The 17575-nt window shown below is 57.4% G+C and carries 15 protein-coding genes; 6 read left to right on the top strand and 9 right to left on the bottom strand.

Annotated features, from left to right (window positions below; all coding sequences use genetic code 11):
• Positions 1–118: 118 nt before the first annotated feature.
• From JT51_RS13540 to JT51_RS13505, 8 genes are all read right to left on the bottom strand, one after another.
• Positions 119–1129, bottom strand: a complete 1011-nt coding sequence (locus tag JT51_RS13540; protein ID WP_037313470.1) for an alpha/beta fold hydrolase — start codon at positions 1127–1129, stop codon at positions 119–121.
• Between the two features lie 63 nt (positions 1130–1192).
• Positions 1193–1597: a DUF4345 family protein gene (locus JT51_RS13535; RefSeq protein WP_037313467.1), complete on the bottom strand. Its 405-nt coding sequence runs from the start codon at positions 1595–1597 to the stop codon at positions 1193–1195.
• Positions 1598–1706: 109 nt separating this feature from the next.
• Entirely contained in the window at positions 1707–2675 is a 969-nt protein-coding gene (locus tag JT51_RS13530; RefSeq protein WP_037313464.1) for an alpha/beta fold hydrolase, read from the bottom strand.
• 55 nt (positions 2676–2730) lie between these two features.
• A complete protein-coding gene (locus JT51_RS13525) occupies positions 2731–3828 on the bottom strand; it encodes an OmpP1/FadL family transporter (protein WP_051927553.1) in 1098 nt (365 codons plus the stop codon).
• Between the two features lie 206 nt (positions 3829–4034).
• A complete protein-coding gene (locus JT51_RS13520) occupies positions 4035–5621 on the bottom strand; it encodes an ABC transporter substrate-binding protein (protein WP_051927552.1) in 1587 nt (528 codons plus the stop codon).
• Between the two features lie 343 nt (positions 5622–5964).
• Entirely contained in the window at positions 5965–7074 is a 1110-nt protein-coding gene (locus JT51_RS13515; RefSeq protein WP_037313462.1) for a saccharopine dehydrogenase family protein, read from the bottom strand.
• A gap of 30 nt (positions 7075–7104) precedes the next feature.
• The gene (locus JT51_RS13510) at positions 7105–8649 is read right to left on the bottom strand and encodes an AMP-binding protein (RefSeq protein WP_051927551.1); all 1545 of its coding nucleotides are present in this window, start codon (positions 8647–8649) and stop codon (positions 7105–7107) included.
• Positions 8649–9905, bottom strand: a complete 1257-nt coding sequence (locus JT51_RS13505) for a thiolase family protein (RefSeq protein ID WP_037313459.1) — start codon at positions 9903–9905, stop codon at positions 8649–8651. Before JT51_RS13505 ends, JT51_RS13510 begins: the two co-directional genes overlap by 1 nt.
• Positions 9906–10335: 430 nt before the next feature.
• Between JT51_RS13505 and JT51_RS13500 the strand changes: the two genes are divergently transcribed.
• The 6 genes from JT51_RS13500 to speB all read left to right on the top strand — a co-directional run bounded on the left by JT51_RS13500 (position 10336) and on the right by speB (position 15703).
• Positions 10336–11232 carry an SDR family oxidoreductase gene (locus tag JT51_RS13500; protein WP_037313455.1) on the top strand — a complete coding sequence of 299 codons (897 nt, stop codon included), beginning with the start codon at positions 10336–10338 and terminating at the stop codon, positions 11230–11232.
• Between the two features lie 15 nt (positions 11233–11247).
• Positions 11248–12453, top strand: coding sequence for an acetyl-CoA C-acyltransferase (locus JT51_RS13495; protein WP_037313452.1), 1206 nt, complete (start codon positions 11248–11250; stop codon positions 12451–12453).
• 14 nt (positions 12454–12467) lie between these two features.
• Positions 12468–12941 carry a MaoC family dehydratase gene (locus tag JT51_RS13490; protein ID WP_037313449.1) on the top strand — a complete coding sequence of 158 codons (474 nt, stop codon included), beginning with the start codon at positions 12468–12470 and terminating at the stop codon, positions 12939–12941.
• Positions 12942–13025: 84 nt separating this feature from the next.
• Positions 13026–13460 (top strand): PaaI family thioesterase, encoded by a 435-nt coding sequence (locus tag JT51_RS13485; RefSeq protein ID WP_037313447.1) that lies wholly within the window; start codon positions 13026–13028, stop codon positions 13458–13460.
• Positions 13461–13706: 246 nt separating this feature from the next.
• The gene (locus tag JT51_RS13480) at positions 13707–14633 is read left to right on the top strand and encodes a LysR family transcriptional regulator (protein WP_152563350.1); all 927 of its coding nucleotides are present in this window, start codon (positions 13707–13709) and stop codon (positions 14631–14633) included.
• A gap of 161 nt (positions 14634–14794) precedes the next feature.
• Complete coding sequence (gene speB / locus JT51_RS13475; RefSeq protein ID WP_235216180.1) at positions 14795–15703, top strand: agmatinase; 909 nt, start codon at positions 14795–14797, stop codon at positions 15701–15703.
• Between the two features lie 305 nt (positions 15704–16008).
• On the opposite strand, the gene JT51_RS13470 is transcribed toward speB, so the two are convergent.
• The gene (locus JT51_RS13470) at positions 16009–17511 is read right to left on the bottom strand and encodes a class I adenylate-forming enzyme family protein (protein WP_051927549.1); all 1503 of its coding nucleotides are present in this window, start codon (positions 17509–17511) and stop codon (positions 16009–16011) included.
• Positions 17512–17575: the final 64 nt, after the last annotated feature.

The following is a 17575-nucleotide window of genomic DNA, read 5'->3' as shown; positions in this document are numbered from 1 at the left end:
TCTCCCAGGTGCGTCGGCCTTTTTTTATGCCGGAACCCGGCGCTGCGGCTCACCCCGCAAACAATTGGGGCGCACCGGCAAATTCAGCCGATACGCCCCAACAGAATATGGTTCTGACTTAAGAGTCGCCCCCGCGGAGAATTCCGTTGGCTTTCAGAAATTCTCGCAGGTCAGTCACGGATTGCTCGGTCACTTCGTCCACAACCATGTGCCCGACACCATCATATGCAACCAATGTGCTGTTGGGCAGGCCCGCGTCAAACCGCTCGGCCGCGATCATCGGGACCAGAACGTCCTGTTTGCCCCAAAGCAACAGCGACGGGACCGTGATTTCACCCAGACGTGGTTCCAGATCCTCGGGGCCGATCTCTTCGTACCATTGGCCATAAGGGCTGCGCTCATCATCGCCGTACATCAGGTAATTGACATGCCGATTGCCTTCGTAACGCAACAGGTCGGCCCAACGCTGCATGAATTCTTCGGTGATGATGTCGTCGTTTTCCCCAACAAAGTACTCTTTGGTCTGCTCTGTCGAGGCTTCCGATGTCCGGTCACCGAAATAGGACACATAGGGGCCGATGACGGGCAGGTTATAGGGGAAGAACAGGAAATCAGCCTCTTGCCAGCCGCCCAGACCGCCGGCGCCGACCAGGATCATGGACTCGACCTTGTCGGGGTTTTCCAACGTATAGGTCAGGGCGATCTCACCCCCCATCGAATGACCGCCGATGGACAGCTTGTCGACATCCAGATTTTCCAGAACGTCATGCACAAGCTTGACGGCATTGCCGCGCGTATAGTGTTCGCTTGCAACACGCCCGGTCAGGCCGTGGCCCGGCAGGTCGATCGTGATCAGGCGGAAATCGTCCTTGAGGCGCTCAACCCACGGCTCCCACGCAAAAAGCGAATCCGTGCCGCCATGGATCAGGACAAGCGCGGGGCCTTCTGCGTTTCCCTGATCGCGGTAATGGACCACGGTGCCCGGCTCCAGCTCCATGAACTGCGACGGGGGTTGCGTGTATTTGGCCAGATCGTCCTTATCCAATTCGGGCTGGTACTGAAGATACAGAAACCCGCCAATTGCCAGAACGATCACCAAAGCGGCATATTTCAAGATTTTTTTTGTCATCTAACCTTCCCGGTTTGTGTGTTTTAATTCAGTGAGAATTCGACGCAAAGAAACGGACCTTGTTCAGGACCCGGTGTCCGTCCGATCCTGATGTCTAAGCAGCCAAAGCCCTAACAGGGCGACGAAAAACTCACCAATTTCCACGATGGCTGCAATCATGTGCGGGTCGCTCAGCGTGCCTGCAACTGCGGCACCATACAGCCGGGCGGTAAAATACCCGAACATGTAGATGGCAAAGAACAAAAACCCCGCCCGCGCATAGGCCATGTTCCAGGCCGCATAGGTGATGAACAACCCTGCCGCCAACGGAGACCCGCCGAACCACGTTCGCGCCTCGATCAACCCGTCTGCGGTCAGCGCCTCAATCTCGAGCGATGCCAGAAGGTCAGAGGTGGCCAAAGTCCCGTAAAGACCCAGGGCAATATGCCCCAACCCAATAATGACCAGTAGTATCCGGGCGATTTTCATAGATATCCCATCGCGTTATCGAATGATCCTGATGCGGAACTGGCCGGTCACAGAATTGACCGGCCAGTTCTTAGTTTTCTGCTCAAAGGTGCCTTGCCTTAGTTTGGGATTATTGCTGAGTTTCCGCAGAATTGAGAAAGCGCAACAGATCCGCAGTGCTTTGGTCGACGGCTTCATACATCGGCATATGCCCGACATCCGGGTAAATGGTCAGTTCCGATCCCTTGATCGCTGCGTTGAAGCGATGACCGTAATCCAGCGGTGCGATGGCGTCTTTGTCGCCCCACATGATCAGTGTCGGAACGTTGATTGTGTCCAGCCCGGATACTTCGACATACCTGTCGCTGTAGAGGTTCACCAACAGTTCAATCGGCGCGCCAAGGTTCTTTTCATAGCGATAGATGTCGTAGCTTTCGTCGATCATCTCTTGCGTCAGATCTGCCGGGTCGTTGAAGAAGATTTCCAGAGATTTTCCGGTTTCTTTACGGTTCAACATCCGCGGCAGCAGGTAACGGCCCAGTGGGTTGTCGTAAAGCGCAACAAACGTCCGGTCCTGATCGGTGATCTGTTCTTCTGTCGGGATGTAACCGCCTGCTGCCACCAGAACCAGCGCTGTCACATCATCCGGGTTGGACACGGTATAGCGCACAACCGTATCACCGCCGAAGGAGTGGCCAATGATGGCAAACTTCCCAAGACCCAGCTCATCGACGAATTCCTTGAGGACCTCAGCCCATTTGATGGGGCCGTATTCAGTGCGGTCCGCCAGTGGGTCAGTCAAGCCGTGACCCGGCATGTCGACCCGCACAACGCGGTATTTTTCTGCAAGCGCCGGAACCCATGGGGTCCAATCTGCCAGCGTAGCCCCGCCGCCATGCACCATCAGCACAACGGGGCCATCGGCATTGCCTTCGTCGGCGTAATTTACCTGAAACCCGTCCGATAGGGTCAGCGTCTCATGGGCGTATTTACTTAGCTCATCATAGCTGAGCGTCTTGTTCATCATCATGCTGATGCCGATACCGGCAACGACAACCAGGCCGATCAGAACAAATGCGGCGATTTTCAGAAATTTCATGGGTCCACCGTATTAGAAAAAAGTGGCGCGCTGATCCAGCGCGCCACAATGTCGTTTAGAATTTATAGCCGACAGTGATATTTGCGACGTATGCGTCGAGGTCTTCGAACCTTGTGCCGGTTGCGGTTGTGTCATCATCAAATGTGGACCGCGAAATACCGCCAAGAACGTAGAATTTTTCTTGCTCATATTGGGCGAAGATACCCAGAGAATAGAAATCCCCACCAGGTGCCAGGTCATCCGACGGGCCGGAATCGGCTTGTTCGTAGGTGAAAGTCGCTCCAGCGGTCCAGTTTTCGGTGAAAACATGAGCCCAGCCCAGTTCATAGGTGATCGAGTCATCGTAACTCACCAGAGGGACGCCGGTCGCGGCGGCATTGAGCGGCGGGTTGATTTCACCTTCGGACCAATCACGCCAGCGGGCCTTGAACCACAGCAGATCGGTCGGGGTGATGCCGCTTTGCAGATACAGGTCAACGGCCTGCGGCAATGTCTGTTCAAACGTGACCTGCTGCCCGAATTCTGTACCCGATACGTCATGGTCGGTTTTGGAGTGGTAGGTCAGCGATGCCCGGAGCGCGATATCAGGGATTTCATATGCTACACCCAACACGTACCCATAGCCGGTGTCGCTATCCACATCGACATCGAGGCCGAAGGGGCCAGGAAGAAACACTTTTTCTTCGAAATTCTGCGCACGTAGGCCGCCGTAGATGCTGACGTTGTTGTCAAAGCGGTACTTCAACAAAGCAGTGTAACTGTTGGAATCCACGTCAACACGTGCCCCCGAAAGGAACGAATTGGACGTCGGATAGTCCGTAAACAGGCCGACGGGGCGTTCATAGATGAAAGCAAACGACAGTTTTTCTGTTAAGTCCTGCTTGTAACGCAGTTCAAAGTTTCCGAAATTCGGCGCTGAGTTGCCTGTATCGTTGCCTAACACGTCCGTGCCGGAAAAGTCCGGGCGTACATAAAAATAAGTGCCTTCCACGACGTTGCCATCAGCAAAGATGATAGCGGTCGACTGGCTGGATTCTTCGACCCCACCCGCGTTGGCGGCCATGGCCGACAGCAGTACCGCGCCGGTTGCTCCGGTCAGTTTACGTGCCGCTGCTTTTACAGCTGGGCTGATCTTTTGATTGGATTGCTTCATTGGGTCCCTCCCTAGCGGACCGGGGTTCAGATCCCGGACCGTTCCAATTTTTTCAAGTGTGAGTGTTTTGGGTTGCGTTGTTTGACTTAGACGCCGGCCCCAGATTGAGATCACAGGTTATGATCGCTTCTGGGGTCTTGGACGTCAGATTGTCACTGTTCGTGCCTGCCTCTGCTTTGTTTGCCTGTATGTTGAAAGATGTTTTCTTAGGATTTGAACCAGCATTCATAAGCAATGCGGGCGTTCATCAAGAACAGCGCCGGGTGCTCATGATAGCCGCCGAGCTGTTTGGAAATCGCCGATACCGTGTTGCCAAAGACCGGCAGGATCAGGCCGCCTTCGTCGCGAACGACATAGGCAAGCTTGGAATAGATTTCCTTGCGTTTTTCCGGATCCAACTCACCGCGCGCGCCCAGGATCATTTCATCAACGTCATCGCGGCGGATGTGTGTTTCGTTGAAATCCGCAGATGACAGATATCCGGCTGAGTAGATCTGGTCCTGAACCGGGCGTCCGCCCCATTGGGTCGCAAAGAAGGGGCGCTGTTGCCAGACTTCGGCCCAATACCCGTCAGAGGGTTCGCGCTTGATCTCGATCGGGATACCCGCGGCCTGGGCAGATTGCTGAAACAGCGATGCCGCGTCCACAGCGCCCTGGAAGGCCACATCAGACACGTGCAGAACGATGGGCGAACCGTCATGGCCGGATTTTTTATAAAGTTCGGCAGCCTTTGCAACGTCGTATTCACGCTGTGGAATGCTGTCATCAAACAGCGGATACGAGCTGTTGACCGGGAAGTCGTTCCCAGGGGTTGCAAGCCCTGCAAACACTTTGTCGACCAACTCCTGACGGTTGACCGCCAGTTTCAGCGCCATGCGCAGATCGGGGTTGTCGAAGGGGGCGACATCCGTCTGCATGACAAACGCCACCAGATTGCCGCCGGGTGCGGAAACAACATCAATGTTCGGCGCCCGCCCCAGCAATTGCGCTGTTTTGGGATCAACCGGGAACATCGCCTGAACCTGGTTTGACTGAATGGCCGCAGCACGCGCAGTCGAATCGTTGATGACAAGGCATTCGAGCCCATCAAAATGACCTTCGTCTTCTTTCCAGTAGTTGCCGAATTTCTTGAAGGTCGCGCGCACGCCGGGTTCGAACTCGTCCAGAACGTATGCGCCGGTTCCGATACCCGACTTGGGATCGTCAAACCCACCGTCGGGCTGAATCGGAAGGCGGAAGTCGCTCAGCAGATAGGGAAGATCGGCATTCGCGGACAGCAGCGTCATCTGGAAGTAATCGCCGTCGACCTTCATCGATTCAACGCCGCGCATCAGGCCAAGCGCGCCGGATTCAGATGTCTCATCGGAATGGCGCTGCATGGTCTTCAGCACATCTTCGGGGGTCAGTGTCTTGCCGTTGTGAAACTCGACACCCTGACGGATCTTGAATGTCCAGGTCTTGCCGCCGTCCGAAGGTTCGGCGCTTTCGGCCATGCGGTAATCCAGCTGGCCATCGGCGGTGACATTCACCAGGTATTCCATCGCGGATTTGACACACAGGATTGAGGCAATCGACAGCGCGCGTGCCGGGTCCATCGAATCTGATGTTTCGCCGGTAACGCCAACTTTCAGGGTGCCGCCTTGCTGTGGCGTGTCAGCCCAGGCCGCATTGGCCAGCAATGCGCCCACGGTCGGCGCAGTTGCGCCAAAAGCCGCAGATTGCGCTAGAAATGCGCGGCGAGAAAAGCCAGAATGCGCCGCAATTGCCCGGCCTTGTCCACGATATTTGTTCATTTCAATCCTCCCATGCGAACCTGATGCCGCAGTGTGTCGACTGTGCTCCACCATGGCTTGCTCCTCCCATGGTTCACACCCGATCCAGAGTTTTGCCTGTGCCTCAAACAGACGAGCCCTGTGGTATTTGGCGTCGGGCGTTCGAAGATGGCCCAAACTTGCCCTTAGTCTCGGTTCAAAGCGGTGTTTTGCGCCTGACGCGATGCCTCGCGCGGTTGATAGAACCGCTCAATTTTCGATGAGATGAGGCATCAAGTTGCAAACTGAAGCTTTGCCGCGACATGCAAAGTAGGTGCCTCATGTACGACCGCCGCTGCTTTGACGGCAGCGGCGGTCGAAGATTTTAGCGAACTTCCAGCTCAGTCGCGAAGAAGGTCTCGGTCTGGCTCAGCAGATAGCGGTGACCCAGCATCTGACAGGGCGACACGAAACCAACTTTGTCGGGGCCCTGGTTGATCAGCTTGTGCGCCGCTGCGGCCTGATATGCACCGGTCTGCAGGTATGCAGGACCGCTGCGCAGGATTACTTCGCGCTGTCTTGCGCCACCGGTACCGATTGCATAATCGACACAGCTGTGGATCAGGCGGTTTTCGCGCGGGGGGTGACCCGGCTGCATACCTTCGGCGATCTGAAACAGGATCGCGTCCTGTTCTTCCTGCGGCAGCTTCTTGATGTCTTTGTGATAGTGTCCTTCCAGCTGCACGATGTTTTCGAACATCGGACGATCTGGGAACGTGGTCAAAGTCCGGCAGTTACGCACGCGGTAGTCATCTTCGAACCACAGCGGCAGGCTGCCACCGCCCCATGGGTGCGCCAACTGAGTCATCACATAGCCAGGAACGACGGTTTCATAAACCTTCGCGACCGGCCAATCGACGCGCTGACCATTTTCGTAGTATGTCGATTCGGATTTCACCAGCGAAACGATGGTCTGGGTCGAACCATATGTCGGGATGCCGTTCGACGAGGTGACGGCCTCGATCGTGTCGATACCATCCTCTTCCAGCGCCACCTGAGCGGCGATTTCCAAGTTGATATACATGTAAGCCGTGCCAGGGCAGAGGCTCAGATTGGCGGCAGCGAATTTAGGACCAAATTCGTCCTTGAGCTGCTTCATCCAGTTCGATTCACCGGTGGTGTCGATATAGTGACACCCTGCGGCCAGAGCGGCCTCAACCACCGGCTGACCGTAGAAGTGGAACGGTCCAACCACGTTGCAGACAACGCTTGCGCCTTTGAACAGCTCGGTCAGTGCTTCGACGGAATGCTCAACAGCGCGCACTTCGTAGTCTGCGGTTTCATTGCCCGGCACCAGCTTCATGGCGGCTTCCAGGCGTTCTTCGTTGCGGCCAGCAGCGATGAAGGGAATATCGTACTCGCGCAGATATTCGCAGATCAGTTTGCCGGTCGAACCGTTTGCGCCGTATACGACGACTGGTTTTTTCTCTTCCATGTTATCCTCTTAGAGTTGGAATGAAGTTAATCAGGCCTTTTCACGGTCCCAGGTGTTTGGTCCGACGCCCTCTTTCTTGAGAACAGCCTTTTGAGTGCGGTGCGTACCGGTTTTCGGGAATTCATCGCGGAATTCCAGATAGCGGGGCACCATGAATTCAGCCATCAGGCCTTTGCAATGCGCGATCAATTCGTCCGGCGTGACGCTTGTGCCAGGCTTTAGTTGAATGAACGCCATGACGTCGTCTTCGCCCAGATCGGATTTGACGCCGACCACAGCGGATTCCAGAACCGCGTCATGCTTGTTGATGTCGCGCTCGACCTCCCAGGCCGACACGTTTTCACCGCGGCGACGCAGGCTGTCGGTTTTGCGGTCGTCGAAGAACAGGTTCCCGTCGGCATCCGCGTGCAGCAGGTCGCCGGTATAGAACCAGCCGTCTTTGACCAGCTTCGACGACGCCTCGGGGTTTTTGTAGTATTCAACGCTGCGGCGTTCGGGGTCGTCGATTTCAAAGATCAACTCACCGCTTTCGCCCTGGGCAACGTCATTGCCTTCGTCATCGACCAGACGGTAAGGCACCGACGGTTTCCCGACCGAACCAACGGGCGACGTGCCGACGTTGAAGACGTTGTAACCGCCGCCATCAACCGCGCCGTAACCTTCGAACAGTTTGACACCGAACCGGGATTCGAACGCCTCCCATTCGGAAACGGGACAGGCGGCGCTGATCACGACGGTTGCCGGGTTGTCGGCATCGTCTTTGCGCTCGGGCTGTTTCATCAGGATGGTGATCATTGCACCCAGCGCGTTGAACGTATCGACCTTGTAGCGGCGGATGTCGTCAAAGAACCGGCTTGCCGAGAACCGCTTGGCCAGCGCCAGACGGTGACCACCCGACAGCGCGTGGATGGTCGAGATTTCCAGCGCATTCGCGTGGAACAGCGGCAGGCAGGTGTAAAGAGTCGAGCGCGGTTGCAGGAAGAAGAAGATACCTTCGTCGTGAAATTCGCGATAGCGCGACACCACACCTTTGGGCAGGCCGGTTGTCCCCGAGGTGTACAGGATCGTGCTGATCGGTCCGTTTTCGATTGCCACCTGTGGGTTGTCTTCCGACGAGTTGGCCATCAGCTTTTGCAAGGTCAGCTCATCTTCGTCACCAGCGGTGGCACCGGTCCGGTTTACGATGACGTATTTGACCTTGGTCAGATCGTCACGAATATCTGCAATCACATCCAGGAACGTGTCGTCGATGATCAGGACGCTGGAATCCGAGTGCGAGATGATGTGTTTCAGGCCTTCGCCTTTCAGCCCGGTGTTCACCGGCACCGAATAGGCATTCACCTTTTGCACGCCGAAATGGACATACAGCCATTCGGGCGCGTTCTCCATCATGATGGAAACGCCGGTGTCTTTCCCGCAGCCCAGATCGCGCAGGCCATTGGCCACGCGGTTCACCTGCGCATTGAAGGTGGCAAAGCTGATTTCCTGATCTTCGAACAGGACAAATGTTTCATCGGCGAGCTTTTCGGCCTGACTTTCGATCAGACCTGCGAAAGTGGTGATATCGTTGCTCATCAGTTCGATGCTCCTTCCAGAATGGTCACAACGGCTGCGCCGTCGCCGGTTTCGACAAAGCCGCCGCCGTTTTCGGCGATGGCGATCCGCGCGCCTTCGACCTGACGGTCGCCGGCCTGACCGCGCAGCTGCCAGGTCAGCTCAGCGACCTGCGCCAGACCGGTCGCGCCGATCGGGTGCCCACGGCATTCCAACCCGCCCGACGGGTTCACAGGCTTGGCACCGCCCAGTTTGGTGGCACCGGATTCTGCATAAGCCCCGCCTTCACCAACGGCGCAGAAGCCCAGCTTTTCTGTCTGAAGCATTTCGCCAACGGCGGTGGCATCGTGTACCTCGGCGACATCAATGTCATCGGGGCCAAGGCCCGCGCGCTCATACGCCAGTTGCGGCGGGGTGGGGCCAACGAAGTTTTCGCCCAGCTTGGCCGAAGTCAGAACGCTTGCACGTACTTTGACGGCATTGGTCAGGCCCAGCTTGTTTTTCATCCGCTCGGACACAAGGATCGTCGCCGCCGCACCTTCGCCCAAAGGCGAGCACATGGCGCGTGTCAGGGGATAAGATACCATACGGTCGTTGAGGACGTCATCAATGCTCATGTCGAACCGGTACTGCGCCAGCGGGTTCAGCGACCCGTGGTAGTGGTTCTTGGCGGCAATCGCGGCGATCTGGCGCTGCGTGGTGCCATATTTCTCCATATGCGCGCGCGCATCGGCGGAATACATATCCATAAAGGGTGAACGGGCTTTCTTTTCGCCGCCCTTGTCGCCACCGGATTCGGCCTGCAAACGGTCTGCTTCTTCTTTCATTTTGTTCAGAAGCTTGACGGTCTCCTCGACGTCGGTACCACCGATGAAGCTGTCCAGCGCCTTGGCGCGGGTCTTTGGGTCATCCTCGGTACCCGGTGCCGCCATCTTTTCGGCCCCAAGCGCCAGAGCGATGTCGTATTCACCCGATTTGATTCCCAGCGTCGCGCCATAAAATGCAGACGATCCACCGGCGCAGGCGTTTTCAACGTTCATCACCGGGATTTCGCCGATGCCGTGCGGCATCAGGGCGACCTGACCCCTGATGCTGTGCTGGCCGATCTGCCCACCCCAGCCCGCGTTTGCAAACCAAACCGCCTGCAACTGGTCGATGGTCAGGTCGGTGTCCTTGAACAGTTCGGCCAGAACCATACCGGAAAGGTCCTTGACGCTTTTACCCGGGTGCTTCCCGAACGGGATCATCCCGACTGCAGCTACGTATACGTTTTCCATAGTCACCTCTCGCGGTTTCAACTTCGGTTGCGGAACGCAGAGAAGGGGATGTCGGCGTATCGGATCAGTGAACATTGCCACCGGGATACGCGGGCCTCCTCCAGCCACTTCGATCTCCCATGGGATAATGAGAACCGCTCAATGCGTTCTTTGCAGTTTTACTCAACAGGTTGATGCTTTGTTTCAATCTCTGGCGGGGGCGGCCCAGGGTCGCGAAAAGGTAATAAAGTGCCAAACCCGCGATGCATAAGGTCAAGCGCGGGTAGGTCCCGGCAGGAAAAGATCATCCATAAAAGCCTATTTGCGCGCTGATACGCACGTATCGGTATTGTTGGTTGGTTGTGAGAGTTTGATGGGTTTGCCGGATGATGCGTTTGCGGTTTGATGCGGGCGTTTTGGCGGGCTGGGATTGAAGGATAAGGAGCGAGAGATGGCTGGATTGTGCGAAGGGCGTGTTGTTCTGATCACCGGGGCGGGGCGTGGCATCGGGCGGGGGTATGCGCTGTTGCTGGCGGCCGAAGGGGCCAAGGTGATTGTCAATGATCTGGGCGCGGAACGCGATGGCGCAGGCGCCGATATCGGCCCGGCGCAGGAGGTGGTGAACGAGATCACCGCCGCCGGGGGCGAGGCCATCGTGAACGGGGCCGATGTCAGCGATTTCGATGCGGCCTCGGGCATGATTGACGCCTGCATCGCCGAATATGGCCGCCTGGACGCGGTGATCAACAATGCCGGCATCCTGCGCGACCGCACCGTCGCCAACATGACCGAGGGTGAGTGGGATTCGGTGATCAAGGTCCACCTCAAGGGCACGTTCAACGTCTCGCACCACGCCGCGCGCTACTGGCGCGATCAGTCGAAACAGGGCAACGCGGTGGACGCGCGGATCATCAACACCGCCTCGGTCTCGGGGCTGTATGGTCAGATCGGGCAGGCGAACTATGGCGCGGCCAAGGCCGGGATCGCCACCTTCACCATCATCTCGTCGGCGGAACTGGAACGCTATGGCGTCACCGTGAACGCGGTGGCCCCGCTGGCGCACACCCGCATGACCGAGGATCTGGCGACCTACACCGACGAGGACCGTGCCAAGGAAGCGCCCGAGCGGGTGGCCCCGATCGTGACCTGGCTGGTCAGCGAACAGTCGCGCCACGTCACCGGCCGCGTGTTCGAATCCGGCGGYGGCATGCTGGCGGTGGCCGAAAGCTGGCARCGCGGCCCGACCGTGATGGATGGCGATGTGGATCTGAACGACCCCTCGGGCCTGGGCCCGATCGTCGACGATCTGCTGGCCACGGCCAAACCCAACGCCATCGGCAAAGTCTGAGAAGGACCGAAACACATGCGCGAAGCTGTCATCGTTTCCACCGCCCGCACGCCGATCGGCAAAGCCTTTCGCGGTGCGTTCAACAACACCCAGCCGCAGGAACTGGCCGGTCACGCGGTCAAACACGCCGCTGAACGCGCCGGTGTCGCCGCGGGCGAGATCGAGGATCTGGCCCTGGGCGTGGCGGTTCAGGTCGGTCCGCAAAGCATGAACATGGGCCGTCAGGTGGCGCTGCGGGCGGGGCTGGACATCGCCGTGTCCGGGCAGACCATCGACCGGCAATGCGCCTCGGGCCTGACGGCGATTGCGGCGGCCTCGAACCAGATTGTCTGCGACGGGATGCAGGTGGCGATGGGGGCGGGTCTGGAATCGATCAGCCTGACCATGCATCTGGAAGGGCGCGAGCAGAACCGCTCGCAGGATCCGTGGCTTCTGACCAACTATCCGGGCGTCGAGATGTCGATGGTGGAAACCGCCGAGATCGTCGCCGAGCGTTATGGCATTAGCCGCGAGGCGCAGGATGAATATGCGCTGCAAAGCCAGCAGCGCACCGCCGCCGCGCAGGAGGCGGGCCGGTTCGACGCCGAGATCGTGCCGCTGGAATCGGTCAAGCGGGTCAAGAACCGCGACACCGGCGAGGTCACGATGGAAACCGTGACGCTGACAAAAGACGAGGGCAACCGCCCCTCGACCACGCTGGACAGCCTGTCGGGGCTGAACCCGGTTTTTGCCGATGGCATGGTGGTGAAAGAAGGCAAATACATCACCGCAGGCAATGCCTCGCAGCTTTCTGACGGGGCCTCGGCCGCGGTGGTGATGGAAGCGCGCGAGGCCGAACGCCGCGGGCTGGAACCGCTGGGCGCGCTGCGTGGCACCATGGTTGCGGGCTGTGGCCCCGACGAGATGGGCATCGGCCCGGTCTTTGCGGTGCCCAAGTTGCTGAAGCTGCACGGGCTGACGATGGATGACATCGGCCTGTGGGAGCTGAACGAGGCCTTTGCCTCGCAGGTGCTCTATTGCCGCGACAAGCTGGGCATCCCGAACGAGCTGCTGAACGTGAATGGCGGCGCGATCTCGGTCGGGCATCCCTTTGGCATGACGGGCGCGCGCTGCGCTGGCCATGTGCTGATCGAGGGCAAGCGGCGCGGTGCCAAATACGGCGTGGTGACCATGTGCATCGGCGGCGGCATGGGCGCGGCCGGCCTGTTCGAAATCTTCTGAGCGGGACATCAGCCATGAGCAATCTGCAAGACACCTTTGACCATATGACCGCCCGCATCGGGCAGGCCAACACGCCCAGCGAGTGGTTCACGCTGGATCAGGCGCGCGTCGATCAGTTCGGCGCGGCCACGCTGGACGATCAGTGGATCCACTGCGACCCCGACCGCGCCCGCGACGGCCCGTTCGGGCAGACCATCGCCCACGGCCAGCTGACCCTGTCGATCATGGAACTGCTGCCACTGCCCGCTGATGCAGTGCGGTTCGATGATCTGGACACGATCGACCTGATCATCAACTACGGCTTCAACAAGGTCCGCTTCCCCTCCCCGGTCCCCGTCGGCGCCCGCATCCGCGCCCACACGGTGCTGCAATCGGTCGAGATCAAGGGCGACATGATCGAGGCCGTCACCGAAAAAACCGTCGAAATCGAAAACCACAACAAACCCGCATGCGTCGCAATCGCAATCGCAAGGTATGTAGTCAAATAAGATAGGGTTTTGACCCGAAAAGAACCAAGGGGGCGGTGGAAGCTGCCCCCTTGGTTTATCCCCGTCTTTTGCAGGAGAATAAAAATGGATAATCGCGTCACAGTAGAGCAGGGCGAGTTCAAAGGTTGGTCCAAATGGGATGATCAACCCTTTGAGCATGATCTTGTCGGTCCGTTTTATTTCCGCACCGATGAGCAAGGGCCAGTTGCGGCGTTTCGGGCCGAAAACCGCCATACAAATGCTGCCGGAACTGTTCACGGCGGGTGCCTGATGACATTCGCCGACTTCGCACTGTTTGTTGCTGCGCGCGAGAGTTTTGACGATGACAGCTATGGCGTCACGGTGTCTTTTTCTTCGGAATTTCTGCGTGGACCCCAACCGGGCCAACTGATCGAAGGGCGCGCTGAGGTTTTGAAAAGCGGTCGACAATTGGTATTTCTGCGGGGGATCATCACGGCGGATGGCAAACCTTGCCTCAACTTCTCGGGCTCTTTGATGCGTTTGCAAATCAAGTCATAGCAATAAGCGCCTATAGCAGGTTCTGTTCGTTTGCGATGATGTCACCACAGCCGTTGGTGCGGCTGTGGCTGTGTATGTCGGGCGCGCCAAGCGCAGTCAAACATCCTTCTTATCGACGAACCGACGTCGGCGCACACTCATGTAATGCGGGAATTTTCAGCGGCCTTGGCTGCATACGTTGGAATTGACGCGGACTGGCGGCGGAAAAACTCTCTATAGTATTCCCTTGGTAAAAGATATATCGGGTTGCAAACCCTAACATTTACCGGCTTCAATGATATAATGCAGATCACGGGAACAGAGCTTCACCTGCTTGCGGTGTTTGACAGTGTTGTCCGCAACAACGGTTTTTCTGCGGCTCAGGCTGAATTGGGCCTAAGCCAGCCAACCATTTCAAACCACATCTCAGCGCTGGAACAGCGCCTGGGCGTGAAACTGTGTGATCGGGGGCGGCGGGGGTTCCTGCTGACCGACAAAGGGCAGATTGTGCATGAGCTGAGTCAGTCGCTTTTAGTGACGATCAAGGATCATGCCAGCAAGTTCGCTGAACTGAAAGGGAACTTGGTCGGGCATCTCAGGATCGCTGTAGTGGATTGTCTGGCGACGGATCCGAAATTCCGTGTTCCTCAAGCGATCAGCGATTTCACCAAAGTCGCACCCGCCGTCAAGATTGAGATGAGCATCGAAGATCCGCAGGATATCCTGGTTGGACTGCGTGACGGATCTTTCCATGTCGGGGTAGGCGGGTTCGACAACTTTCTGAACGGCCTGAAATTCAAACAGGTCTATGACGAAAAGCACGCCCTGTACTGCGGTGAGGGTCATGAGCTGTTTTCGGTTAAGGAAGAGGAACTCGAAAAGCTGGATTTGAGCGAGTATGCATGGGCACAACGAGGGTATTGGAGCCGTCAGCGTCAGCGCTCGCGTCCGGCAACGGATTACGACGTGTCGGTGCAGGAAATCGAATCCCAGATCATGCTGATCCTCAGTGGTTGTTATCTGGGTTTGCTGCCATGCCATGCAGCGGAGTATCACCTGCAAACAGGTCGGATGCGCCAGTTGCCATTTGATGACGAACACACGTCGCCGTCGATTTATATTGTGACCAAATCCGGGGTTCTTCCGTCGGTTACCGAACAATTCGTTCGGCTGTTGGCTGCAGAATACAAATAGTGTTTCATTTCCCAGGGGAAATGTAACCTTTTGCACTATGGTATTTTCGGCCCTAGTTAAAATTTGCGATTTTAGCGCCAGCATATCAACAAAATAAGTGGTGTACGCAAATGCTCGACGGCGAGAAAAAAACATATAATCAGCCACTTGGCGGTAACGACATGCCCCGTTTTGGTGGCGAGACGACCATGATGCGCCTGCCGCGGCATACAAGTGCTGAAGGCCTGGACGCCTGTTTTGTCGGCATCCCGATGGATATCGGCGCGTCGAACCGGTCCGGCACCCGTATGGGTCCACGCGCCATCCGTGCCGAAAGCGTTCTGATGCGCCCGTTCAACATGGCAACCGGCGCTGCGCCTTTCGACAAGATGCAGGTTGCCGATATCGGTGATGTGGCGATCAATACGTTCGATCTGAAAAAGACTGTCGATATCATTACCGAGGCTTATGATGAAATCCTGGGTCATGATTGCGTGCCGCTGACGCTGGGTGGCGATCACACGCTGACCTATCCGGTGTTGCGCGCGATTGCCAAGAAACACGGGCCTGTCGCATTGATCCATGTGGATGCACATGCCGACATCAATGATGAGATGTTTGGCGAGAAGATTGCCCATGGCACCCCGTTCCGCCGCGCCTTTGATGATGGGCTGCTGCAAAACGACAAAGTGTTCCAGATCGGCCTGCGCGGGACAGGATACGAACCGGACGATTTCAACTGGGCTCGCAAACAAGGCTGGACCGTGACACCTGCCGAGGAATGCTGGCACAAGTCCCTGACGCCGATGATGGAAGAGATCCGCAAAAAGATCGGCGACACGCCGGTCTACCTGACCTTTGACATCGACGGTCTGGACCCTGCTTACGCGCCGGGCACCGGCACGGTTGAAATGGGCGGTCTGACCACCATTCAGGGGCTTGAGATTGTGCGTGGCTGTAAAGGTCTAAACCTTGTCGGCTGCGATTTGGTCGAGGTGTCACCGCCCTATGATCGTGACGGCAGCACTGCGTTGATCGGCTCTAATTTGCTTTATGAAATGCTGTGCGTTCTGCCCAAGACCTGGGCCTAAGACATCTGCAAGCTGAATAAAACGGGGGCAAAGAATGATCTTTGCCCCCGTTATCAATTCTGTGAATTGCTGACGACGGCTGAAAATGTAGGCTGCGACTGACCTGGCAGAATTGGCCAAATGATCAGCCAAGGACCCCTGGGTATCATCGCGAATGATGACACCCTTGACCTGATTTCAGAACTTTCCAACCCTATCCGGGTCGACGCCGCGCACCAGCATCAATCCGGCTGAATTCCGGAAGGGTACATCCGGACCTTGGCGGATTGATGCTGGTGCGCGGCGTCCCAGTATTTCTTTGGCAGCTAATGCACAGCCTCGTCCAGCGTGCGCAGTTCCTCGGCAAAGACCGTTACCAGCTTGTTCTTGAGGATCTTGCCGGTGGCAGCTTGCGGCAGTTCTGCTGTAACCACGATATGCTGTGGAATTTTATAGCGCACCAACGTTTCTTTCAGCTGTTCTTTCAGGTCCGTGCCGGTCACTTCAGCATTCACCGTGACAAAGGCCAAAACGTCCTCATTCCCTTCACGTGCGCGCCCGACGACGGCGGCCTGAACCACAGCGGGCAGGGCGTTCAGGGCGGTTTCGACCTCGGGGGGGTACACGTTGAAACCGGAGTGAATGATCAGCTCTTTGCAGCGACCAACGATAAAGACCGATCCGTCCTCGGCAATGCGGGCCAGATCGCCGGTACACAGGAAGCCATCTTCGGTCACGGCCTCGGCAGTGGCTTCGAGGTTGTGGTAATACCCCTTCATGATGCTGCGTCCCCGCACCTGCAATTCACCAACGCCATCTTTGCTGGCATTGCGCAGCTGGACGTCCAGGCCAGGCAGGGGCTGTCCAACGGTGCCTTCATCCGTCGGTTTATCCAGACGCACCGTTGTTACGGTCGGGGATGCTTCGGTCAGGCCATAGCCATCGTAAATGCCAACGCCAAAAATCTCTTCGATCTGGGTTTGCCAGCTTGGGTCCAGCGGCGAGCCGCCAGACGCAAAGAACCGCAGATCGCCGTCGACCTTGGTGATGCCCTGTTCCTTGAGCACCTTGAGGATCTGGGCAAACATCTGTGGAACGGCCGGAAAGAAGGTCACATCCGATTTTAGCTCTTCAACAACCTCGGCCGGGTCGAAGCGCGTCAGAAAACGCAGGCTCGCTCCGACGGCAAGCTGTGCAAGAATGACGTTCGAGAAGGAATAGACGTGGGTGCCGGGCAGGACGACCAAAGTGTGGTCATCTTTGTTGAACCCGCCAACTTCGTTGCAGATATTGATGGTGAAGATCAGGTTGTCATGGGTCAGCATGACGCCCTTGGGCTGCCCGCTGGTGCCGCTGGTATACAGCAGCGCGGCGACCTGTCCTGCGTCCTGCGCCACCGGTTCAACCACAGCGGAGGAGTTGATGGGGGACACCACAAGATCACCGGTCGGCAATTTCCCAAGGGTTGTTGCACCCAGCTGCGTAGCGTGTTCGCCAGCGGCGCGGGATGCGCCCGTGGTGGCGATTACGCATCGCGCGCCGGAATGTTCGATCACATTGTCCCGTTCCTGCACCGTTGCACGCGCGTTGAGCAGAACAACCCAGGCATCCAGCTTGCTGAGCGCAAGAATCACAGAGACAAATGCGGCGCAGTTTTCCGCAATCACGACCACCCGATCGCCGCCCCGAACTCCGTGGTCGCGCAGCAGGCCCGCGGCAGTGTCGGCGGCTGAGATCAAATCACCATAGGTGTAGTTCTGATTGTCATGATCGACAATGGCCAGCTTGGACGCTGGAGTGGCTTCTAGCATCTGATGAATGCGGTTCATCTGGAACTCCGGAATTGGCAAAACCGATTTCAAAAGCTGCCCCGCGTGATGCGGGGCAGTATGT

This window comes from Ruegeria halocynthiae (assembly GCF_000743705.1).
GTDB lineage: Bacteria > Pseudomonadota > Alphaproteobacteria > Rhodobacterales > Rhodobacteraceae > Ruegeria > Ruegeria halocynthiae_B.
This window is presented reverse-complemented; position numbering and strand designations above follow the sequence as displayed.

What these genes read in the sequence shown, in the direction of transcription:
- JT51_RS13540 (WP_037313470.1), bottom strand. Translation starts at nt 1,129, where the DNA reads ATGACAAAAAAAATCTTGAAATATGCCGCTTTGGTGATCGTTCTGGCA.
- JT51_RS13535 (WP_037313467.1), bottom strand. Translation starts at nt 1,597, where the DNA reads ATGAAAATCGCCCGGATACTACTGGTCATTATTGGGTTGGGGCATATT.
- JT51_RS13530 (WP_037313464.1), bottom strand. Translation starts at nt 2,675, where the DNA reads ATGAAATTTCTGAAAATCGCCGCATTTGTTCTGATCGGCCTGGTTGTC.
- JT51_RS13525 (WP_051927553.1), bottom strand. Translation starts at nt 3,828, where the DNA reads ATGAAGCAATCCAATCAAAAGATCAGCCCAGCTGTAAAAGCAGCGGCA.
- JT51_RS13520 (WP_051927552.1), bottom strand. Translation starts at nt 5,621, where the DNA reads ATGAACAAATATCGTGGACAAGGCCGGGCAATTGCGGCGCATTCTGGC.
- JT51_RS13515 (WP_037313462.1), bottom strand. Translation starts at nt 7,074, where the DNA reads ATGGAAGAGAAAAAACCAGTCGTCGTATACGGCGCAAACGGTTCGACC.
- JT51_RS13510 (WP_051927551.1), bottom strand. Translation starts at nt 8,649, where the DNA reads ATGAGCAACGATATCACCACTTTCGCAGGTCTGATCGAAAGTCAGGCC.
- JT51_RS13505 (WP_037313459.1), bottom strand. Translation starts at nt 9,905, where the DNA reads ATGGAAAACGTATACGTAGCTGCAGTCGGGATGATCCCGTTCGGGAAG.
- JT51_RS13495 (WP_037313452.1), top strand. Translation starts at nt 11,248, where the DNA reads ATGCGCGAAGCTGTCATCGTTTCCACCGCCCGCACGCCGATCGGCAAA.
- JT51_RS13490 (WP_037313449.1), top strand. Translation starts at nt 12,468, where the DNA reads ATGAGCAATCTGCAAGACACCTTTGACCATATGACCGCCCGCATCGGG.
- JT51_RS13485 (WP_037313447.1), top strand. Translation starts at nt 13,026, where the DNA reads ATGGATAATCGCGTCACAGTAGAGCAGGGCGAGTTCAAAGGTTGGTCC.
- speB (WP_235216180.1), top strand. Translation starts at nt 14,795, where the DNA reads ATGCCCCGTTTTGGTGGCGAGACGACCATGATGCGCCTGCCGCGGCAT.
- JT51_RS13470 (WP_051927549.1), bottom strand. Translation starts at nt 17,511, where the DNA reads ATGAACCGCATTCATCAGATGCTAGAAGCCACTCCAGCGTCCAAGCTG.